Annotated in this window: 17 protein-coding genes and 3 pseudogenes; 5 read left to right on the forward strand and 15 right to left on the reverse strand. The window is 34.0% G+C overall.

The genetic code is table 11. The features are described 5' to 3' along the window. Positions 1–72: 72 nt before the first annotated feature. From MY490_RS17980 to MY490_RS18035, 12 genes and pseudogenes are all read right to left on the reverse strand, one after another. A pseudogene (locus tag MY490_RS17980) lies at positions 73–712 on the reverse strand (SpoVR family protein); the annotation flags it as partial. A 243-nt stretch (positions 713–955) separates the two neighbouring features. Beyond that, positions 956–1,549 (reverse strand): DoxX family membrane protein, encoded by a 594-nt coding sequence (locus MY490_RS17985; RefSeq protein ID WP_248266899.1) that lies wholly within the window; start codon positions 1,547–1,549, stop codon positions 956–958. 521 nt (positions 1,550–2,070) lie between these two features. Next, a complete protein-coding gene (locus tag MY490_RS17990; RefSeq protein ID WP_248266900.1) occupies positions 2,071–2,508 on the reverse strand; it encodes a universal stress protein in 438 nt (145 codons plus the stop codon). Between the two features lie 157 nt (positions 2,509–2,665). After that, a complete protein-coding gene (locus tag MY490_RS17995; RefSeq protein WP_248266901.1) occupies positions 2,666–3,088 on the reverse strand; it encodes a universal stress protein in 423 nt (140 codons plus the stop codon). Positions 3,089–3,292: 204 nt separating this feature from the next. Beyond that, positions 3,293–3,925, reverse strand: a pseudogene (locus MY490_RS18000) (SpoVR family protein); the annotation flags it as partial. A gap of 214 nt (positions 3,926–4,139) precedes the next feature. Continuing rightward, complete coding sequence (locus MY490_RS18005) at positions 4,140–8,090, reverse strand: Ig-like domain-containing protein (RefSeq protein ID WP_248266902.1); 3,951 nt, start codon at positions 8,088–8,090, stop codon at positions 4,140–4,142. A gap of 279 nt (positions 8,091–8,369) precedes the next feature. Then, a pseudogene (locus MY490_RS18010) lies at positions 8,370–8,919 on the reverse strand (SpoVR family protein); the annotation flags it as partial. Positions 8,920–9,106: 187 nt separating this feature from the next. Beyond that, the gene (locus MY490_RS18015) at positions 9,107–9,715 is read right to left on the reverse strand and encodes a DUF6438 domain-containing protein (protein ID WP_248266903.1); all 609 of its coding nucleotides are present in this window, start codon (positions 9,713–9,715) and stop codon (positions 9,107–9,109) included. A 242-nt stretch (positions 9,716–9,957) separates the two neighbouring features. Next, positions 9,958–10,668: an exonuclease/endonuclease/phosphatase family protein gene (locus MY490_RS18020; RefSeq protein ID WP_248266904.1), complete on the reverse strand. Its 711-nt coding sequence runs from the start codon at positions 10,666–10,668 to the stop codon at positions 9,958–9,960. Between the two features lie 124 nt (positions 10,669–10,792). Continuing rightward, entirely contained in the window at positions 10,793–10,987 is a 195-nt protein-coding gene (locus MY490_RS18025; RefSeq protein ID WP_248266905.1) for a hypothetical protein, read from the reverse strand. Positions 10,988–11,252: 265 nt separating this feature from the next. Further along, a complete protein-coding gene (locus tag MY490_RS18030; protein WP_248266906.1) occupies positions 11,253–12,563 on the reverse strand; it encodes a hypothetical protein in 1,311 nt (436 codons plus the stop codon). Between the two features lie 3 nt (positions 12,564–12,566). Further along, the gene (locus MY490_RS18035; RefSeq protein ID WP_248266907.1) at positions 12,567–14,777 is read right to left on the reverse strand and encodes an AAA family ATPase; all 2,211 of its coding nucleotides are present in this window, start codon (positions 14,775–14,777) and stop codon (positions 12,567–12,569) included. A 369-nt stretch (positions 14,778–15,146) separates the two neighbouring features. Here MY490_RS18035 and MY490_RS18040 point away from each other — a divergent pair, with 369 nt between their 5' ends. Both MY490_RS18040 and MY490_RS18045 read left to right on the forward strand, forming a co-directional pair. After that, positions 15,147–15,710, forward strand: a complete 564-nt coding sequence (locus MY490_RS18040; RefSeq protein WP_248266908.1) for a sigma-70 family RNA polymerase sigma factor — start codon at positions 15,147–15,149, stop codon at positions 15,708–15,710. Between the two features lie 99 nt (positions 15,711–15,809). Next, positions 15,810–16,793 (forward strand): DUF4179 domain-containing protein, encoded by a 984-nt coding sequence (locus MY490_RS18045; RefSeq protein ID WP_248266909.1) that lies wholly within the window; start codon positions 15,810–15,812, stop codon positions 16,791–16,793. Between the two features lie 150 nt (positions 16,794–16,943). Here the strand turns inward: MY490_RS18045 and MY490_RS18050 are convergent, their stop codons facing one another. Then, a complete protein-coding gene (locus MY490_RS18050; RefSeq protein WP_248266910.1) occupies positions 16,944–18,365 on the reverse strand; it encodes a SpoVR family protein in 1,422 nt (473 codons plus the stop codon). 598 nt (positions 18,366–18,963) lie between these two features. Here MY490_RS18050 and MY490_RS18055 point away from each other — a divergent pair. Next, positions 18,964–19,224, forward strand: a complete 261-nt coding sequence (locus tag MY490_RS18055; protein ID WP_248266911.1) for a YhdB family protein — start codon at positions 18,964–18,966, stop codon at positions 19,222–19,224. A 38-nt stretch (positions 19,225–19,262) separates the two neighbouring features. Here the strand turns inward: MY490_RS18055 and MY490_RS18060 are convergent, their stop codons facing one another. Continuing rightward, the gene (locus tag MY490_RS18060) at positions 19,263–20,987 is read right to left on the reverse strand and encodes a phospho-sugar mutase (protein WP_248266912.1); all 1,725 of its coding nucleotides are present in this window, start codon (positions 20,985–20,987) and stop codon (positions 19,263–19,265) included. A gap of 174 nt (positions 20,988–21,161) precedes the next feature. Between MY490_RS18060 and MY490_RS18065 the strand changes: the two genes are divergently transcribed. Further along, positions 21,162–21,374 (forward strand): DUF1540 domain-containing protein, encoded by a 213-nt coding sequence (locus MY490_RS18065; RefSeq protein ID WP_056471273.1) that lies wholly within the window; start codon positions 21,162–21,164, stop codon positions 21,372–21,374. Positions 21,375–21,422: 48 nt separating this feature from the next. Here MY490_RS18065 and MY490_RS18070 read toward each other — a convergent pair whose 3' ends face one another. Further along, positions 21,423–22,289, reverse strand: coding sequence for an SDR family oxidoreductase (locus MY490_RS18070; RefSeq protein ID WP_248266913.1), 867 nt, complete (start codon positions 22,287–22,289; stop codon positions 21,423–21,425). 184 nt (positions 22,290–22,473) lie between these two features. Between MY490_RS18070 and MY490_RS18075 the strand changes: the two genes are divergently transcribed. Then, complete coding sequence (locus MY490_RS18075; protein ID WP_248266914.1) at positions 22,474–23,775, forward strand: NCS2 family permease; 1,302 nt, start codon at positions 22,474–22,476, stop codon at positions 23,773–23,775. Positions 23,776–23,879: the final 104 nt, after the last annotated feature.

Consider the following 23,879-nt stretch of genomic DNA (forward strand, 5'->3'; position numbering starts at 1 on the left):
TTTCGTCCAAGTATTAATTATCCAATTAAGTAAAAAGTAATTCATACAAAAAACCACCTTATATAGGTGGTCCTAAATATACTTCCGATGAATATTCTTCCCATCATAACTAAACAACACTGACTTATTCTCAATATTCGTCTCCAATCTCCAAATGAACCCCTCTACCCCACAACTGATGAATATAAGGCATTACCTTCTCAACATACTTCACATCAAGTTCCATATGTTCATAGGAATGTTTCAAATAAAGCTCACCATTTTTTAAATAATCGCCCTCTTGAACAACTATATAAGGGAATCCTCCATTCACCCTACTAACTACAAGTTGATCTCGTACATTTTCCCATGCCTTATCAGTGACTTTATATTCCTTACCTTGTCGTTGGAATAAATACATATCTTCACGCATGACAAGGTCTTTAGTTAAGTAATTTCGTATAAATGAACTATCAGACTCTAACTCTCGTACTTCAAACATTTTTTCTCGATCGCTGCCAGGTTTAACACCTAACTCTCTCATTTCTTTGGTCGGATTATTATATCGCTCTTCAATATCTTCAAACATTCTTAGTCCTAAGTAGTATGGATTAATACTTGTTTTAGAAGGTTGAACTACTCCTGCGTTTAGTTTTGCGTATTCAATTGCTTCGTTTGAATCGAGGTTTAGTTCACGCATGATGCGTATGTGCCAAAAACTTGCCCAGCCTTCCGTCTCCTTAAGATTTTAAAGACCTACCTTATTGCAATAGAAAAAGGATCTTACTTTAAGACCCTTTTTCTATTTATATCACTGTTACTATTATACTTATGGAAAGTGTATTTGAATAAGGAACATTATTATTTTCAGTAAATACATATTAATTTTAGCGGCAATAAAAAAGTCAAAAAAGATGAATCAATCAATGATTTTTCATAAAATACAAAGCTTAGTGCATTTCTTATATCTATTTAATTACACTTTATTAGTAACTTGTTTTGTATCTTTTTTATAAATTTTTTCCCAAGGCGTCCCTAAAAATGGAAGAGCCCAACGATCTAAACCATACCATCCCGCCACTTTCCACCCTAGAACTAGCCATGTAGCTAAAATAAACAATAGTGGATTAGAACTAAGTGTTCCCGCAAATAAGTAACTTACACTCATTAAACTACCAAAAAATGCAGCAATTCCTGTAAGTAATCCTAATATTAAACCTAATCCTACAAGAACTTCACCATATGCTACTAAATAAGAAAAGAATTTAGCATTTGGAAGTACCGTATGCTTTAAAAAACTAGCATACCAACCTGTTACATCTGGGTGCAGCATATTAGAATTAGCTTTTGCTAAAGCTCCTTGAGTAAACCCTTTTACTACAACACCAGCTTTTGATCCAGTCCAAACATCTGAATTTACTTTATCCCATCCAGCAGAAAGCCACTCATACCCCAAGTAAAAACGAACAAGTAACCAAATCCAAGCAGATTTACTACTATTAAATAAAAAATTAGAAACGGGATTATCAGAAACAACAACATCATATCCGTCTACTTTTTTATTTACCATTTATTTGCCCCCTCTTGTACGAATTACTATTATATATTTATTAACAATTAAAAATATGTACAATGTGAAATTTAATGTTTCGGTGGAGGTTAAAAAGAAATTTATTATTTATTTTTTTAAATTTGATATCGCATAATCTGTCCTAAAATACTATTTCTTTCTTTATTATTGGTATGACATTAATTTATATGAAAATTGTATTTAATTTAAATCATATATCTAATTGTTTAAACAATGAATCCAAGCCTTTTTGCCTCATATGTCAGCAATACCGAAATTTCGGATGGGCTATATTGATTAATTCTAGTGTTCATTGAGATATGATCTTTCTTGCTAATTTAATTAGCTATACCATATCCTGTTACAATATGATCTACATCATATTTGATGTTGTTTCGACTGATTTAAAAGATAGGTAGAGATTAATTTTTGAAACAGTCCCATCCTTTGTTGTCGCACTTTACAATATTTGTAAATTTTACAGAAAAATAGCATCAAGTTAAACCAAAATTACCAAGTTATTATTTAACAATGAATACTGGACAAGCAACTTTTTGCACAACATAATGACTGACGCTTCCTAAGAACAACTCTTTCAGTTTACTCAATCCACGACTTCCCATTACAACAAGATCGGCTTTATTATTATTGATAAAATCAACAATCGTACCAGAAGGGATTCCTTCCAATACAAATGTTTTTGTACTGTTAGGAAGTTCTTTCAGCTTTTGATCTACTGCATTAAGAGCTATTTTTGCTATATCGTATTCTGTTTGGCGAATCTCTTCCACATTCAAAGTACCATAGTAAGTAACATCAACAGGTACATGAAATACTGTAATTACATTCAATTCGATACTTTTATCTTGTTTTGCCATCGTAATTGCCATTTCCAAAGCCTTTTTACTTAGCTCAGAATTATCATACGGAACTACAATTCTTGAACATACATCTAACATCTATTTGATCCTCCTATATTAATTTCTATTATTATTTTTAAATAAAATTTTAGTAAGTTCATAATAAAAATATATTTTATATTAGATACTCACCCTACTAATCTCACAAGCTTTGGAAGTAAAAAAATTTGTAAACCTTGCTTAAAATAAAATTCAATCATTTAACGATTAATACTGGACAAGTAGCTTTTTGCAATACATAATGACTGACACTACCTAAGAAAATTTCTTTTAATCCACTCAAACCACGACTTCCCATCACAACCAGATCGGCGTCTTCCTGCTTAACGAAATTCACAATCGTTTCAGTAGGGTTACCTTCCAAAACAAATGATTTTGTCTTGTTTGGCAGAGAATTTAACTTTTTCTCAATTTCATTAAGTATTTCCTGAGCTGCTGAGATCTCTGCCTCAAGCATCATTCGGTAATACGAGACGGTATAAGGAATATTTACAACTATAATAACTATCAATTCTATCTCTTCATCTTGTTTTGCTATATTCATTGCAGTTACTAATGCCTTTTTGCCTAATTCAGAATTATCATATGGAACTACAATTTTGGAACATACAGTTAACATATATTTCAGCTCCTTCCAGTAAATCCTATTCTCACGTTTAAATTAATATCACATCATAGTTTTTAATAGGCAAAAATATGTTAACTTTTTTAGTTAAATTGAAAACACCATTCAAATCGAATGATGTTTTAGTCTAATCATATTTGTACTACTTATACATTGTTCGTCTTTTGTAACATTTTTTATCCATCTAAAAATCTAGGATTAAATATACTTCCGATGAATGTTCTTCCCATCATAACTAAACAACACAGATTTCCCCTCTATATTCGTCTCCAAATGAACCCCTCTACCCCACAACTGATGAATATAAGGCATTACCTTCTCAACATACTTCACATCAAGTTCCATATGTTCATAGGAATGTTTCAAATAAAGCTCACCATTTTTTAAATAATCGCCCTCTTGAACAACGATATATGGGAATCCTCCATTAACTCGACTAACTACAAGTTGTTCTCGTACATTTTCCCATGCCTTATCAGTGACTTTATATTCCTTACCTTGTCGCTGGAATAAATACATATCCTCGCGCATGACGAGGTCTTTAGTTAAGTAGTTTCGTATAAATGAACTATCAGACTCTAACTCACGAACTTCAAACATTTTTTCTCGACCGCTGCCAGGTTTTACACCTAACTCGCGCATTTCTTTTGTTGGGTTATTATATCGCTCTTCAATATCTTCAAACATTCTTAGTCCTAAGTAATATGGATTAATACTTGTTTTCGATGGTTGAACAACGCCTGCGTTTAGTTTTGCATATTCGATTGCTTCATTTGAGTCGAGATTTAGTTCTCGCATGATTCGGATGTGCCAGTAACTTGCCCAGCCTTGTTTCTCTTAAAGATCTTCTTTTTTCAAAGTTAATATTTAGAATTTATTAGTGTTAGTGCAGCTAATAATGATCTTAACCGATTAGAAATCTAGAAAAAATGAAATAACTATATATGGCTTCTTTAATTTGACAAAGAAGATGCTTCATATTTAGGGATGAACTGAAAAAGCAGTGGACTATAGTTCCACTGCTTTTTCATATTTCATGCAAATTTTAATAAACCTTTACCGTTCTTGTTGCACTAATTAATTCTTTGGCATCCTTTACCGTTACATCTAAATATGTACCAGCTTTTTGCTTTGGTATATTTACTTTAAAATCCCCGTAGATATTTGCTTGAGACGTATAAACTTTTGTACCAATTTTTACTGAAGCAACTGCATATTTTTCAGTTTTTCCAGTAACTGTTGTTGAATAATACCTAACTGAACTCACAACGGGTATATTCGGTGCGACACGAGTAACTTTTAAAGAGTTAGCATTACTAACTTTTCCTGCAACAGTTGCAGTTACATTAATTGATATCCCACTGTTTTGGATCGGTATCGACACTTTGAAATTCCCTACACTATCAGCGTTAGCACTGTATGAATTTGTGCCAATTTTAACAGTTACTACTGCATATTTCTCGGTTTTTCCGGTAACCGTTGCAGCTTTATTGTTGATTGGATTAACAGCAGGTACATTCGGTGCAACTTTAGTAACCCGCATATTTTGAGCTAAACTGATGTTACCTGCTTTATCTTTCGCCGTAATGCTCAATTCCACGCCACTATTTTGAGTAGGTATCTTGATAGTGAATTTACCTAAAGAATCAGCATTGCCACTATATGATAATTTCCCAGCTGTCACAATAACCGTGGCTGCTTTTTCTGATATCCCAGTTACTGTGGTAGATTTGTTTGTTACTGTATTAACTACCGGTATATCAGGAGCAACTCTAGTAACCTGCTTTTTCATTGGTAAGCTGATGTTACCTGCTGCATCCTGCGAGGTAATGCTTAATTCCACACCATTGTTTTGAGCAGGTATCCTAACTATAAACTTTCCATCAGTGCCAGCAATGCCGCTATATGATAACGTGCCCGCCTTCACGAAAACCTTGGTTGCTTTTTCGGTTATCCCTGTTACTGTAGTCGATTTGTTTGTTACTGTATTAACCACTGGTATATCAGGAACTATTCTTGAAACTGTCACCTTTATAGTCTGACTTTGATTCTGGGCAAGATCAGTTGAAGTAACAGAAATCACTGTTCCACTATGTTGAACCGGGATAATTATTTTAAATTGGCCATTTGCATCAGCAGAAGAACTGTAAGTTTTACTACCTATAACAGCTTTAACAGTTGCTTTTGCTTCTGTTTTCCCTGTAATTTCAACTGCTTTATTGTTAACTGAATTAACTGACGGTTCTGATGGTGGAGTTTTATCAATAACTGTTGTCCTAATACTAGGACTCACATTATTTGCAGTATCACTTGCAGTCACGGTTAAAACAGTACCTGCTTTTTGCAGTGAGATCGGTATTTCAAAACTTCCATCCTCTTTAGCATAGTCTTCAGCTATAAGTTCCTCACCCTTCATGATGATAATCTTTGCACCTGATTCTGAGTTGCCTTTAACTTTATTCGATGCATCTGTTACTGGAAAATCAAATGAAAGTTTCAACCATGGCGGTGTAACATCTTTCACAGTTAATCGAACGGATTCACTACTATTGTGGAACAGGTCTTCTGCGAAAACTTCAATCATCGTTCCGGCTGCTTGTGGTTGAAATTCTATTGAAAACGTGCCATCCTCCGCATAGGCCGAGCCGATGACTGTTTCTCCAGCTACAACTTTAATAATCGATCCTTTATCCGTAACACCACTAATTTTTGCCATTTGATCTGTTATTTCATTAGTTAAGAGCTGTGGAACTGCTGGTGGTGTTCGGTCCACCACAGTAACATGCTTAGCCTCGCTAATATTTCCTGATGCATCTTTTGCAAATATAAGTACTTGTGTATCTGCCTTTAATTTTCCGATAGCTATTGAAAAATTACCATATTCATCTGATACATCAGTACCAAGTGATTCACTAGCGATCATTGCCTCAACGGTAGAAAATGGCTCCGCTTTACCTGTGATTTCTACTGCACTATCAGTCACTTCATTTACGATAGGAACTTCTGGTGGTGTTTCATCCAAAACTGTCACTTTGGTGATTGGGCTGGTTCTATTAAAGCTATCTCTAACCTTAATCTTTAATTCTGTTCCAACTTTTTGAAGTTTGATTGGAATCTGGAAGCTTCCATCATGATGCGAATCTCCTTCACCAATCTTCTCATCGCCATTATAAATTTCTACAAGGCTATCCGCATCGGTTATGCCGCTAACCAATTGATCACGATCGCTTACTTTTGCTACAACCGGTGCTTCCAATGCTCCTATTGGGTAACTGTTATCAAAAGGTTTATACGAAATTGTTGATACATCTAGCTTGTCACGATAGTTAATATTATCATTCACATCAACTATCCCTTGGCTAATTTGTTTTGTATCAGTCACGCCCCAATAATTATTTTTCCCATCAAAAAGAATCCCTTTATATCCAGAGATATCCACCTTCAGCCGAGGGTAACCGAAAAAATTATTTTCGTTAATAAAAATGTTAGCAATTCCACCGTCAGGATCTCTACTAGTCAACTTTATGTCTGGAACATAATAGTCAAGTGGATTGATGAAAGTGTTATTTTTAATAATAATCTTCCCAAGACCATTATTAACATTTAGAGTTGCTTTTTGGCTAAAAAAGTTATGTTCAATGATAGAATCCAAAACTGATGAGGAAAGCGATATGGATCCATTTCGATACTGGTTATAGCGAAGAGTAACATTTTTATTTATAGTTGTTACTAGAAAACCACCATTGTATCTTGATGGATAAAAATGGTCCGCATATTCAATTTGAATCATGCTGTTATTAAAATTACTGCCCTTTACATAGACATCTTGCAACTTGATCCGCTCTTGTTCTGTACCAACAGCAATTAATTTACCATTAACCGAAATCGGCGATCCATTTTTCCCAATCAGCTCAACCCCAGGTTCTATCGTCAGTGTTACCCCAGAATTAATCACGATGGGACCTGTTTGAATATATGGTGAGCCCTCTTTTGTTAAAACTCGATCTTCGCTGATTACCCCACTAATAACCGAAGAAACCGTGTTAACTTGTTTCTCGATATAAGCCGATGAAATGGATCCAACATATTGCCCATCTAGTGTTTTCACTGGAAACCAGACAAATTGGTTCTTGCTTGTCTTATCCTCATCAAATTCAAATGGACCCTCAATGATTAAAGATGTATTAATTGGCAAAACTTTTTCAATACCCGATGCACCTGGTCCTTTTCGTAAATTAACTTTATCCTTTGTTGTCAGTACTCGGTCCCCTGCTTTTAATTCAATAGTTGTCGCATGAACACCCTCTACAATATATTCGGACTTTAAGAATTCAATAGGGTCATCACTTGTTCTATCATAATTGAAATCCTTTACATCAAATGGATACCTTGCTAAATCGGTACCGTCCAAATAACTATCTTTTTTGATTTTTCCGAAAACTAACTCTTGATATGCTTCATGATTAATTTCTCCAGTATCTTGAAATAAAGGGCTATTCACTGGCACGGTACCATTGTACGCCATAACAGGAAAATACCAATTTTCAATGATATCTCGTCCTGCTCCATTAATGTGCGGAAGCGATGTCAAACTGGCCTTGTCATTAAGTATACGTACGCCTGTTTCGATATTGTAAAGGATATCATTCTTTAAGCGTTCTTTCTGTTCTTCTGTTAATGTTTTATCTGTGATTTGCATAATCCCAATTCCATTGTCCTTCGAGATGTACGGCTTACCATCTACGAATTGTCTCCAATCGGATTCTTTTGTGGCAATACCTTTTACAACTTCTGGGGGAATATCTGCTTGAATTGCAGCGTTTGTCAACAAACAGTTAATATGTTGGAAAGTTGGGTTTTCATTTGATGTAATGGCACCATATTGATTTGCACATTTCAAAGCCCATTCTGGTTCTGATTCTGCTGTGGCTTTCCCATAAAACAAACTGATCATACATACCGTTAGTAATCCGGTTTTTAATAAAAAAGAATTCATTACTCCTCTCCAATCTATATAATTATGTAGTTATCAATCTATTTTAACATACCAAGTGATGTCAGATTAAGTGTTTCTCCTTGTTGTAATATCATGCATAATGTCTGGTATTCTATATAACTCATTTTTAATTGCACCCTTTCCAACTCATATTGATAATCTCGATTCTTTTACTGGGTTGAATATTCTAATTTTCATTAAAAATTCTAATCACTTATACAACATAAATTCCCATCAGTGCATTCTAAATAAATAAAAACCACCTATAAAAAGGTGGCCTCAAATATACTTCCGATGAATATTCTTCCCATCATAACTAAACAACACAGACTTATTCTCAATATTCGTCTCTAGATGAACGCCTCTACCCCACAACTGATGAATATAAGGCATTACCTTCTCAACATACTTCACATCAAGTTCCATATGTTCATAGGAATGCTTCAAATAAAGCTCACCATTTTTTAAGTAATCGCCCTCTTGAACAACGATATATGGGAATCCTCCATTTACTCGACTATCTACTAGTTGATCACGTACATTTTCCCATGCTTTATTAGTAACTTTATACTCCTTACCTTGTCGCTGGAAAAGATACATATCTTCACGCATGACAAGATCTAGTTAAGTAGTTTCGTATAAATGAACTATCGGACTCTAATTCTCGTACTTCAAACATTTTTTCTCGACCACTGCCAGGTTTTACACCTAACTCTCTCATTTCTTTGCTTGGGTTATTATATCGCTCTTCAATATCTTCAAACATTCTTAGTCCTAAGTAGTATGGATTAATACTTGTTTTAGAAGGTTGAACTACTCCTGCTGGCAGGTTAGTCATAATGAACAAAACGGATTCAATTTTACTTTTCTCTACACATAAATTTCGAAACTCGCTGTCTTTTGCTACAAACTTTGAATAGTAATTCCACTTGAAACACAGGACGTTTTCCTGTCAATTCTTTAAGAATATTAGTCACAAAATCCACATTACTCCCCTTAAAAGTTTTATTTGTAGTTTATACATCATTTTTTTTGTTTATCACAATATAAGGATAGACCATCATGTCACCTGTTGATGTATCTTTCCCAATCTTCTTTATTTCCCACTGATTTTCATGATAATTAGACTTGGCACAATTTAACGCCTCTTCTTGATTGGAAGCACAGACCACGCATTCGTAACTTTCTGATTTCAAAAGATACAAATACAATGGAGGAAGATGAATGTATTTGCGTAAGCCTATTATTTTCTCTAATTTTCTTTCGAACATCTCAAGGTTATGTAATGAATGTTTGTGTTCTGTATTGTTACTCTCCATGTCTCCCAAATAATGATCGACTTCTTTCACATATCCATCTGAAAACTCCACCCGAGTTATGCAAGTTGGATGGTCAGTTGCAAACACATCTGGCTCTGGATAGCTAAATGACTGATAATCGAACTCTTCCAGTAACATTTCTAATTTCTTGATTTTATTCTTGGTAATCATGAATTCTTCTTCACCAAGACGCGCAACGTACATTTGTCCGTTCCATTTAACAGTACCATCGTTTTTAACTTCTACGTCATACACGGGACAAGTGCCGTAGCACATTGTTCTGGACAAAAAGATTGTAGTAAACATTTTCACACCGCCCAAATGTATTATTTATAAATGTATAACCATATTTATTTAAAACAGGTATAGGCACCAATGGTTTGGTACCTCCTCTTAAGTATTTCCCTACATGTAAGTGCTTGATTTCAATTTCCCATTTTTCATTGTGAGATGAAATTCAATTGTTGCAAATATCAAACACACCTTCATCATCAGTCTCTACTTCAACTGCACTTATAGCAGGAATGTTTTCAAGAAACTTTCTTTTTCTATAAAATGTCTACAATTATAGGGGAATGATCACTGTATCTGTGCCATTCTTCGTAATCTCCAATAGTAAATTTCGTAACATTTTGAAGTAATTCTTCATTAACAAAACAATAATCAATATGAAATGGTTTATCAGCATGATTATAATGATAGTAAGTTGCTTTACTTTCCCTTCCATATTCTTCATGATTTAAAGAGTGATAGCAACTTTCAATATTATACCTACTAAATATATCGATGATTTTTTCAAACCCTTGGCCTCTTGAAATTCCAGAATAACTAGTGGCTAATTTTTTATCTATATTAAAATCACCGATAATAATAACTCGTTCATTTTTAAGTAAATGTTCATATTCCATTAATGCTGTATAAAGTAATTTACCATAAGAAGAATAACCTGGAGTCCGTATCATCCAAACTGCGATCAATATAAAATCTGTTTTCCCTGTTACTTTAATTGGAATAAACCACTCATATTTGATTTTATCTTCAAGGAGTGAAAATTGATAATCATTTGAAAATGAGAATATTCCTAAACCTATTCCACCTTCTTTTCCTTTCCAAACAGAGTCGAAATGTTTGGTATTTTGAATTTTTGATGGGTGCACACATTCTGGTATTACAGCAATATCAGAGCCAACTCCCAATAGCTTTTCATACTTTTCTATACTAAGAAGCCCTCGTCGGCAATTCCATGAAAGTATTTTCATTTATAATCCTCCAATATATATAAGTAGGGAATCTCTAACTTGTCAATTACTTCAATTCTATAATTCACATATAATACCTTTTATTTCACATCTCCAGTAACAAATCCTTTTTCAATACAAAGTCTTATAATATCATCAAAAATTTCTTGAAACACTGTACTATTTTTGAATCTTCTACGTCTATTTTTGCTAAATGTTCATATATAAAAGTGAAATCTATTTTTTCTTTAATTTGGCGTAAAATATGGTTACTTGGTACAAAGTCATTTAAATCAATAAACTCTAATTTATTTATACTTTCTTCTTTTCTACCCATCATAAGAATTCCTCCAATAAAAAACCTGTATATACTAAAATCTACACAGGTATACAGATTCCTATTTAATTTGTCAACAGCCCCATTTGGGTGCTTTTTCTTGTGTAAGCCTCAAAACGTGGCTATTGTATTTCCATATTTACAATTATGGCCTGAAATTCACCTGCTCCCTCAAGCTTTTAACAGTACCAGTTCACCAGGTACTATGACTTACTTTATCTCCAATGTTCCATTCTATTGTTTTAAGTATAAAAAAAGTTGTTAGATTTTATAACAAATGGACTGTAACATTTAGTGACTTTTCATTTTTATTAGTCATGGAGTGTATTTTAATACGTTCATTCATTGTATCCTTTACATCAATCATCCCAATAAATAGCTTGCCTTCAACCATTTCTTCGTTTTTTTCCTTTACGTAAACTCCTTCATGGTTGTCTTTAATCAATTCCATATAGTCCATTAGTTCACGTAATCCTGTAACAGCATATTCGGTACGATCTGTATCTTTCACTTCACCAATAATGATTTTTAATAATTCACCCTTTCCTTTTGTATAAACCTCTACAATTATATCTGGTCTACCACGCCAAAAGGTATTAACATCAAAATGGCTTTGCAAACTAGTTTTTGCAATCCTCAAAGCGTCTTTCATTGAACTTAGTTTTTTCATGATAAATGGGTGTTCATCTCTAGCAACTTCTTCAGAAGATATATTAAACGAAATATTAGAAGATCCAGTAGAGTTGTGATAAATTTGGTATAAATGTCCATCTGTTTCCCAGCTTGCAACAAGATTGTTCCGTCCATCAATAAGACGTAACCGGGCATTTTCTGTGCTGTTTTTGATTAATTGTATTACCCAGAACAACTCAAATAACACTTCTTCTTTTTCAGGAAAGATAAAGGTTTCAGTAATCAATGCTTCCAAAACTTCCTTGTCAATCTTCCTTGTCATAATTTCTCGATAATCCATGAGAAGTTTAGCAGCTTGATTGTATAAAGAATTACGGTGCCTCAATGTTTTCATAATCATTCGGTTAGTGACCTTGCTGTGATTCGAATCTACCTTTGAAAGATAGATATTTTTTCGAATCATTTCTTCAACAATGTCCTTCAGTATTTTCCACTCAGAAAAATACGAGTAATTCTCAAGACGAGTAGTATCTATTTTAAAAAATAATATGTTATAAAGTGTATAGAGCAACTCTTTTAGGACGAGGTTTTCAGTAATATCATAGGATCGAATTGATTCATTGCATGAAAAAATTGTATGGTCTAGATGATTTATCTTTAGACGTTCTTTCACGGTATTTGACCAATGGATTTGTCCTCGTACTTCTCCCATATAAGTTTCATTTGTCATTCTTGTAGAAGTTTTAAAGTTGCGAATCAGTATAGGCAATTCCCGAACAAACTGCTTAACATCATCACGAAGTAAATAATGAATCATTAACAGCTGTTCAAACTGCGATATATTTAATTGTGCCTTCTTGATAAAAGAATTTATCCCAATCTTTCCATCTTTTAGATAAATAATCAGAAAGTCACTAATCTCTTCCATGATTTCAGTCCGATTCATCATTTACTCCTTAATCTGATAAAAATCATATACAAAATTTATCAAACGATCCTTCTCTATTTCTTCCATTTCTCCAACTCTATTAACAAACTCCACGATTTGATGTTCCATTAACCCCTCAAACTGTGGTAGGGCATATAAAATAACCGCTGATGTAAAATCACCCTCCTCATACGAAAACTTCGCTAAGTCCTCCACAATTGCAGGACCCATTTGTCTGTATTCGTTTATGATTTTCCATAATTGTGCTAGTGGACGAATATAGTTATAACCCTCAAGCTTCCAATGAGTTAGATAAGATACAATTAGCTCCTCTGTAATATTCTTAGGAACACCTACTGGGATGAAGGCAAATCGTCTCATAAAAGCATAGCTCATTTCATAAAGGGATGCTTTATCAAATGTATTCATTGTCCCAATTAACCGCCAATCATTCGGAATCATGTAATCGTAATCATTTTTGGAGATGTTTCCTAGCGTTTGCGGGCGGACCATAACTTGGTTCCCACTTTCAGCCGTAAATGGAAGTGTAATCGGATCTCCAGTTAAAGCCGAAAAAAGTGCTCCGAACGCTTTATCAATATCCGCACGATTCATTTCATCTATTATTAACCATTCATTTTGCTGTTGATAGGTATTCGGATTTTTAAAGCACGACAAAAATAAACCTGGTTTAAATGATAATGTTCCATCAGCTAAGGGGCGATAACCTCCAATGGTTTCATAGGTTGACCAATCTGAGGTCGCTGTAGTCATTTGATAATTAACTCTGTAACTTCGGCAAATTTCCTTTGCCAACTTCGACTTTCCGGTCCCAGGAGGACCGGTCAAAATGACATTTTTACCATTCTTAATAGCAGTTTGGGCCTGCTTAATAATAATTTGTTCATCTTCAAAATGGAGGTTTCCAATTGTAATTGGTGTTGTAAAATCAATTTTTGATAATTTGAGTACATCTGTAGATATTTCTGTCTCCTCTAAAGCAAGAATTGTTTCATACTCCTCTTTTGTCAATTTAAACAAGCTTCCTTGTGCAGCATTTTTTACTGGAGAAGAGTTCACCAATCCCTCCACTGCCAAAATTTGAGCCCAAGAGATGGGATTTACATCTCTTATATAACGGAAGGAAACCCCGTTAACCGGCTCAGAAAATCCCTCATGTTGTTCCTCATGGAATCCTTTCAAAACCTCTCCTAACGCTACCACTTCTTTTCGGGGTGTAGATTCATAAAATATGATTTTATCTTTTGGTTGAGCGGATTGAAAAGCATTGAAGATCCTTCTCTTATTCCCTTCTTGATTGTAAGCAGTATAAAAAACTGCCTCCCCATTCTTTATCTTGCTTACATCCCAAATTGATGGATTAGCTGTTAGCCAAAAATGCTGTACAGATTCGTCTTTAACCCCAATTTCCAATCCGTTCATTAAGAGATTATCCCTCATCTCATAATTAAAAATTGCTGACTCTATTTGTACCTGGTTATGGATACGATAAGGGGAACGTTTCTGTGTTTCAAATAGATTCAAAATGTATTGGAGTGTGTCTTTATAATTCTCTTCTAATGTTTTAGGAAGTGACTGAACATCCACTAGCGGCATATAGTAGAGTCTTACATTTCTCTCTAAACTCTTTGAAAAAGGATCGGATGATTGAACACTTTCAAGTTCTTTTGCTTCAGTGAAAGGAATAAGCATGAAAGTTTGATTTTGTTTATTGTTATAAAAACCTGATAATAACCAACTACAAAAGTTTATATGTATTGTTTTTCGATCCTTTGGATAGGTGATCGCAAGTCTTTCATCTCCTGGTCCTTGTATACCAAGTTGTGTCACCATGTCTTGAATAAAATTAAAGGCCCAATTTGCTTCATCAAATGAATTAAAGACATTGCCTTTTCCAATAAGCTGCTCTAAATTTTTGCCCTTAGTCTGGGAGAAGTCCATACCAATAGTTTGGTCTGTCCCTTTTAATACAATAGAGAATCCATTTTTTAACAAAAAGTTATTGGATTCATCGCCACCGCTAAAATTATAGAGGTCATCGCCATTTGCAATTTCATTTGCAAACCTAATCACTTCCTTCGGTGGGTATCGCTTTCCATCGAAATACAATTCAAACTTAGATGGAGGCCGTAAATTTTCTATTCCCATTTGGTCAATTTCTTCTAAAGCCTTAATGATATGTTCCCTAGTAATATTATTAGGTATTGACATTTACACAGTTCACCTTTCTGCCACACTAACATTTACTTATTAAAGGTCTTGCTGTTCAAAGGTTCAGTTTATCACTATTTAATTTATATATTGAATCGAATTTTATACATCGTTAGACAATTCAACGATTACATACACTGAAGTATCCCTGATGTTGCATAAAATAATGGGGGGATATTCAAAAAAACTTACTCAATTATATGGTCCGATTGTTCAGGAACGCTACATGAATATCGCTAGGCCATTAATAGATTTTAAGTTACAGTGATAAATAGAGTTGATATATTTTTTTTTCTAAAATTAATTTATATTTTAGGAACCTTTTATTTATCACTTTCGTCTAATGTATGTGAAGAAAGGGGGATTTAGATGCAAGTAGAGACAATAGGGGAAGAAATCTCAAGTTCATCTGAAATCAGTCACATGTCCAATGAGCAACTGTTAGTCTGGCTGATGGAGGAGTACGGCAATATGATTGTTCGTCTTGCCTATACATATGTTAAACAAAAACAAGTAGCAGAGGATATCGCGCAGGAGGTATTTATTAGCTGCTATAATGGACTCGATTGTTTCCAAAAGAAAGCTTCATTCAAGACGTGGCTTTACAGTATTACCGTTAATAAATGTAAAGATTATGTTAGTAGTTGGTCTTATAAACATATTCATTATAAAGATTTCTTTAGTATGTTAAAGAAAGACACTTTGGTGGATTCCGAGGTTATGGATCGTGAAAAGAATGAGGTTATTTTTAATAAGACGCTAGAACTACCAATCAAGTTGAGAGAGGTAATTATTCTTCATTATTATGAGGATCTGTCGATAAGCGAAATCTCCGAATCGTTAGCAATTAATTCAAACACAGTCAAAACCAGGCTTCATAGAGCAAGGAAGAAGCTCAAAGTTTTTTTTGAGGAGGATGAAATTAATGATTAATAAATGGAGATATCCTAAGGATCTGGTTCTGCGTTTTGAGGAAAAGCACAAACAACTTGTTTTAGAGTCTATTAAGAAAAGAAAGACACTGTTGTCCCTTTGAGTCATAAAAGTTCAAGGAAAATCAGGAGATCATTATATGGGATTATCGCAGCTGCGTTTTTAATTCTTTTAACAATAACATCCACTTATGTTTCTCCTGCCATGGCTAAGGTAGTCGCAAATATTCCTTATTTTAGATTATTTATTGACCAGAAAGAATATAAACAGGCATTAGATTCCGTTATTTTTGAAGTAGTTCAGGAAAAAGGATTGGATATATATCAAATGGATGTATCTGTGCATGATAAAAAATTAACTCTTACACTCGTAGGCTCAAAGTTTCATGTCGATAAACTGCGATCTGACGTTATAAAAGATATTAATGCAAAGTTGATTGCGGAGAACTATGGGAAATTTGATATTACTGTAAAACGGGTAAGTCCTAAAGTTAGAGAGAATATAGGCAGAGACTTGACCCCGTTAGAAAAGCAGTTTGAACAAAAATCGAGGGAACTTCAAGCAAAGGTAGAGGAATACCTAAAGAATAACAAATACATAACTCCGTTTCCTCCTCAAGTGCGAATCAATAAACTTGAAAAATATATATATGTATCAATTACAAAAACAGAGAAAAGAGATGCTGAGTTGGATCAGGCGATGCGAGATCTGTCCAAACCATATGGTAAAGACTTTGAAATAGATATACGGAAGTCAGATATGACAGCTCGCCAACAAGAAATAAGATGGGAAAATAACGGTATCATTGATATCCTTGCCAGTGGACTAATGGAGAATAAAGAATTTAAAGTAAGGGGCTTCTCGTACTCATTTCATCCACTTCCTCTATTAATTGAAGTAAGAGTTACATTGAAGTCAACAGACCCGAAAGCCAAAAAACTGGCAGAAAGAATACAGCAAGAAATCAATACCTTCATCAAGACGGACAAACTCACAATAGATGTGAGAAATGACCCATATGTGGTTACTGTAATTGGCAAGGATGAAAAGAAAATAACAAAAAATAATGCGCCTCGATTATAAGTTGGGCGTTTTATTTATTCACTGCCTAGTTGAAGAAAGAGTTAGGGAGATATTTGGGATTCAAAATCCCCCCTTTCCTTTCGTCCGAGTATTAACTGTCCAATTAAGTAGAAAGCAATTCATACAAAAAACCACCCAATAAAGGTGGCTCTAAATATACTTCCGATGAATATTCTTCCCATCATAACTAAACAAAACAGATTTATTCTCAATATTTGTCTCCAAATGAACCCCTCTACCCCACAACTGATGAATATACGGCATGACCTTCTCAACATACTTCACATCAAGTTCCATATGTTCATAGGAATGCTTCAAATAAAGCTCACCATTTTTTAAATAATCTCCTTCTTGTACAACGATATACGGGAATCCTCCATTTACCCTACTAACAACTAACTGATCTCTAACATTTTCCCATGCCTTATCAGTGACTTTATACTCCTTACCTTGTCGCTGGAATAAATACATATCTTCGCGCATGACGAGATCTTTAGTTAAATAGTTTCGGATAAATGAACTATCAGACTCTAACTCTCGTACTTCAAACATTTTTTCTCTTCCGCAGCCAGGTTTAACACCTAGCTCACGCATTTCTTTTGTTGGATTATTATATCGCTCTTCAATATCTTCAAACATTCTTAGTCCTAAATAATACGGGTTAATGCTTGTTTTTGATGGCTGAACTACTCCTGCATTAAGCTTTGCGTACTCAATTGCTTCATTAGAATCAAGATTTAATTCTCGCATAATTCTTATATGCCAATAACTTGCCCAGCCTTCATTCATAATTTTTGTTTCAAGCTGTGGCCAGAAATAAAGCATTTCTTCTCGTAACATAGTCAGGATGTCACGTTGCCATTCTTCTAGTTCTCTAGAATATTCTTCAATAAATAATAAAATATCTTTTTCGGGTTGTGGTGGGAATTGTTTACGTTTAATTGGGATCAGGTTTGAATCATTTTTCTTTTCTTTACTTTGATCCATATTCCATAGATCATCGTATGGTGTCACTCTTTTTTTCTCTTTCATTGGGAAATCAGTTTCTAAATCGTAAGCCAGTTTTGGTCGCATCAATGATGGATCAATATGCTCTTGAATTGAGAGTACTGCATCAAGGAAATTTTCTACTTCTTGTTTTCCGTATATATGTTCATAGTGTTTAATTCGTTCAGCAGTAGCTGCCATACTTTCAACCATATCTCTCTTCGTGTTTGAGAAACGAATATTATTTTTAAAGAAGTCACAGTGAGCTAAAACGTGTGCAACGATTAATTTATTTTGAACGAGAGAGTTTGTATCCAATAAAAATGCATAACATGGATCAGAGTTGATTACCAATTCATAAATTTTGCTTAACCCTAAATCGTAATGAAGCTTCATTTTATAAAACTGTTTTCCAAAGCTCCAGTGGGAGAATCTTGTAGGCATACCGTAAGCGCCAAATGTATAAATGATATCTGCAGGACAGATTTCATAGCGCATTGGGTAAAAGTCTAGCCCAAATCCTCTCGCAATTTCTGTAATTTCGTCAATAGCATATTCCAACGCTCTATAATCACTCGCCTTCATCACACTCTCCTCCTGTCTCTTCTTATATTATTCTATGAACTGAAATTTGAATTAATGTAAAAATAGTCATATCTCTACTATATTCATTTGCCTAATTCGAAATTTTTTGAAATCATAAACAAAAAAAAACGTATGAAAAAAATTCATACGGTAGTTCATTTTATTTGTACAATGTGATTGATATAACTTTATTATTTGAATTTTTTTATTTTTGTGTAAGAAAAATTTTAAGGCTGTTCGGAGTACATACTTTCTCCAGTATTGCTTATTATTTTAAGCTTATTATCCCTGTTTCTTTTAAAAGTATACTTAAGTTTTGGAAAAGATTTTTTCTGAAATTGTAGGCAGCGAATCTCTGTTTAATTGCAATAATCGTAATTAAATACGGAATCGCAATTATGTTCCATTTGTCAAAACCAATAAAGTATTTCTAAAATACAAAAAACACAACACTATACTTCCTGTTTTCCCTATCCTTTCAGCACTTAACCATCCTTTTTTTACCTAACCACTACCGTAACCTTTTGTTAAATTCTCTCATGGCTAATTAATTTTTTTCGCCATAAACTATGTGTACCCTCTAAAAAGGAGGTTCACAATGCAAGTACAATCCGATTATGATTTAGCATTGTATTACACTTATTGTTGTCAATGGGATAAGCTTCTCGTGTTAATGGTAAATACGAAAGACGAACTTTTTTCAAAGCGTATCGAACATTTTCTACATGCCTTTAAATACGAGAGGGACTTAGCGATCATTGATGAAAAACTAAAAGGTATGTTCCAACATATTGAGCATGCTACTAGGGAAGAAAGTGCAGAGGAACAATCTTTTATCTCATCATTAGAGCTTAACTAAAAATAAATGAAAAGAGCGACTAAATAGTCGCTCTTTTTTTAGACTAATACTTCAATTTTTTCCATAAATGCTTGTTGTAAACTATCCAATTTTTGGATGCTATCTTGACGAGATTGTCCAACAATTCCGAAATAGAACTTGATTTTTGGCTCAGTTCCAGATGGACGTAAGCACACCCATGAACCGTCTTCTAGTTGATACTTTAATACATTTGATTTAGGTAGAAGTATTTGTTCTTTTTCTCCTGATTCTAAAGTCGTTTTCTCTTGAAGTTTATAGTCTTCAACTGTAACAACTTTTAGACCATTTATATCAACAGGTGGGTTTTGACGGTAATTTGTTAAAATCGATTGGATTTTTTCTGTACCTTCTATCCCTTTTAATGTTAACGACTTTAATCCTTCTAAGTAATAGCCATATTGCTCATATAGGCTATTTAGGCCTTCATATAAAGTCATACCTTTTGTTTTGTAATAAGTAGCTATTTCTGCAGCTAGTACTGTTGCTTGGATTGCGTCTTTATCACGAACAAATGGTTTAATTAAATAGCCATAGCTTTCTTCATAACCAAATAAGAATGAGTATTCGTTCGTTTGCTCATATTCTTTAATTTTTTCACCAATAAACTTAAATCCAGTTAGTGTATCGATTGTACTAACACCGAATTTTGATGCGATTACTTGACCAAATTCAGATGTAACGATTGTTTTAAGTAATAGTGCATTTGAAGGTACATCTTGCTGGCTTAATAAATAATGAAGCATTAATGCTCCTGTTTGATTTCCAGTTAGGACTACATATTCACCGTTTTCATTTTTTGTAGCGATTCCTAATCGGTCCGCATCAGGGTCAGTTGCAATTAATACATCCGCATCAATCTCTTTACCGTAACGAATTGCATATTCAAACGCTGCGTGTTCCTCAGGATTCGGTGATTTTACAGTTGTAAAATTCGGATCTGCTTTTGCTTGTTCCTCAACAATTGTTACATTTTCAAAGCCAACTGCTTTTAATGACATCGTTGCAGGTAGTAATGCTGTTCCATGTAATGGAGTAAAGACAATTTTTAAATCCTTACCATGTTCTTGAACTAAATCGTTGTTAACAACAACAGTTTTTAGTTGCTCTACATATAATTTGTCCATTTCTTCATCTAATCTATGTATTAAGCCTTTTTCAACCAATTCTTTTTCTGAAGATACTTCAATTTCCAACTCATTTTCAAATGAATTAACGTATTCAATTACTTGATCAGCAGCTGCTGGTGGTAATTGACCACCGTCATCACCATAAACTTTAAATCCGTTATATTCAGGTGGATTATGACTAGCTGTGATGACAATTCCACCGAAGCAGTTTAACTCACGTACTGCAAATGATAATTCAGGTGTAGGACGTAATTCATTGAATACATACGCTTTAATACCGTGTGTCGCAAGTGTTTTTGCTGCTTCCATTGCAAACTCTGGACTTTTATGACGAGAATCGAAAGCAATTGCAACTCCACGGTTTTTTGCTTCTTCTCCAAAGCTTTCAATATATTTTGCAAAACCAGCAGATGCTTTACGAATAGTATAGATGTTCATACGATTCGTTCCAGGTCCGATTTCTCCGCGCATTCCACCAGTTCCAAATTCTAAATTTTGATAGAAGCTTTCCTTAAGTATAAGGTGATTATTCTCAAGATTAATTAATTGTTCTTTAAGTTCTTGATCTAATGTCGGTGATTGAATCCATTTTTCATAAGTTGCTTCCCATTTCATTTTGTTATCCTCCTATACTTAATCAGAGTTCAGATTCGATAAAAGTCTTACGAACTCCTTCTATATAACAAAAGTTTACAATATTCTTACTAAAATTTCTATAAATGCACTGTTTTAAATCTGAATGAGATTGAAAAGTATGAAGAAAATAAGAACTAAAGGAGGGCGAGGTTCATGCCAGAAATTAGATGTAGTGTTGCAAATTGTAATTTTTGGGGGCAGGGAAACTTTTGCCAAGCAGACTCAATTCTTGTTCAAACCGAAGCATACGAATACTCAAATGACTTTGATTTAACGATTCAAAATGCAGTCTTAGACGGTGAGATAACTACTTCTGCTGTACATAGTGGTGAAACTTGCTGTCACACGTTTCGACCTAAATATTAATAAAATGGTGCCATTTACATTTTTTGTAAATGGCACCATTTTATTAGTTTAGCCGTTCACAATTACTCCACCATTAACATGAATGATTTGTCCTGTAATATAGGAAGCTTCATTGCTAGCTAAATAAAGATATGCTGGTGCGAGCTCTACTGGTTGCCCAGCACGTTTCATCGGAGTTGTGCTACCAAACTTTGCTACTTCTTGTTCATCAAAACTTGCTGGGATCAACGGGGTCCAAATCGGTCCAGGAGCTACACCATTAACACGAATTCCCTTTTGAGCAAGATTTGTAGAAAGTGAACGAGTAAATGTGACAATCGCTCCTTTCGTCGCAGAGTAATCCAATAATTGATCATGTCCTTTATAAGCAGTTATTGACGCTGTATTAATAATAGAGTCCCCTTGTTTCATATGTGGAAGGCAAGCTTTTGATAAAAAGAACATTGAAAAAATATTCGTTTCAAATGTTCTTTTTAATTGCTCTTCCGTAATGTCTTCCAAGTTCTTTTGAGGATATTGAACAGCTGCATTGTTCACTAAAATGTTAATTTTTCCGAAGGTTTGAAATGCATTTTGAACGATTTGTTTACAAACTTCCTCTGTTCTAATGTCACATCTCATTATTTCACAATTTCCACCAAAATCATTTATAAATTTCTTTGTATCTTGTGCATCAACATCCTCATCTAAATATGGAATAAAAACTGATGCCCCTTCTTTCGCAAAAAGTATTGCAACTGCTCTTCCAATCCCACTATCTCCCCCAGTAATAATGGCTACTTTATCCTTTAATTTACTACTTGGTGTGTAGTTTGGATCATCTGATATCGGTATTGGCGTCATTTCCTTTTCGATACCTGGTTGCTTATTTTGATGTTGCGGATTAAATTTAGTCGGAAACTGTTTCTGATTCATTTACTACATCCTCCTTTTAAATAATTCAGATTTAGCATACCCAAATCATTCTTTTTGGAATACTAAACATAATCGAAATCGTTAAAAGAGGTTAATCTAATAAAAACACTTGCACTTTTACAATAAAACGAATATTATTAATAACTGTTGAGTATATCATTCGTATTTTACAAGGAGATCTATTATGTTTAAATTAAAAGAGGCTAACACTTCGTTTAAAACAGAAATTATAGCTGGTTTTACCACTTTTTTAACAATGGCTTATATAATAATTGTTAATCCTATAATATTATCTGCGGCTGGCGTTCCATTCGACCAAGCATTTACTGCAACAATCATTGCAACTTTAGTCGGGACATTATTTATGGCATTGTTCGGAAACTACCCAATTGCAATTGCACCCGGAATGGGAATGAATGCATATTTTGCCTATTCAGTTGTTTCAAAAGCACATGGTATTTCATATCAATTAGCATTCTCAGCTGTATTTATTACAGGTATATTATTCGTTATTCTATCTTTAACTAAATTTAGAACGCATTTAATAGATGCTATTCCTAATACATTAAAACATGCAATTAGTGTTGGTATTGGATTATTTATCGCTTTTATAGGCTTACGTCTTTCAGGTATAATCGTTGCTAATAAAAGTAATCTTGTCGGATTAGGAGATCTCCATTCTCCTGGAGTAGTTCTTACTTTAGTCGGAATTGCAATTACAGTTATCTTATTTGCTTTAAATGTAAATGGAGCTTTATTCTTTGGAATGGTCGCAACAACAATCATTGCGGGATTTGCTGGAAAATTACACATTAAAGGTAGTATTTTCTCTTTACCTAAATTACCTGAGCATATCATTGTTGCTAATCCAATTACAGCAGCTTCAGATGTCATTCATTATGGACTATATTCAGTTGTCTTTTCATTCTTATTAGTTACAATTTTTGATACGACAGGTACATTCTTAGGTGTAGCTTCACAAGCTGGTTTATTAGATAAGAAAGATGAAAAACGTACTGGTCGTGCGATGCTTTCTGATTCATTCGGTACAACAATTGGAGCTATGTTTGGTACTTCACCTACAACAGCCTATATCGAATCTACAGCAGGTGTTGCTGCTGGAGGTAGAACAGGTTTAACGGCACTTGTTGTTGCATTACTATTCGTTTTTGCAGCATTCTTTAGCCCACTTGTTAATTCAATTTCTGATGTAGCGGCAATTACATCACCATCATTAATCGTTGTAGGTTGCTTAATGATGGGTAGTGTTCGTCATATTGAGTGGGATAATTTTGAAGAAGCATTCCCTGCATTTCTAGTTATTATCACAATGCCACTTACATCAAGTATTGCTACAGGTATTGCTCTTGGGTTCATTACCTATCCATTATTAAAAGTCGTTAAAGGGAAAGCTAAAAATGTTAAACCAGTCATTTATATATTTGGTATTTTATTCTTAATCCAATTGGTTTTCTTCCCACATTAATATTGAATAATCAAAAGCACATTGTCTTTAAACAGATTAATGTGCTTTTTTATTTTTTCTTTAGGTACTAGCCTTTCCTTGATGGGACATCTATGCATACTTTG

Source organism: Gottfriedia acidiceleris (assembly GCF_023115465.1).
In the GTDB taxonomy this organism is placed as follows: Bacteria; Bacillota; Bacilli; order Bacillales; family Bacillaceae_G; genus Gottfriedia; species Gottfriedia acidiceleris_B.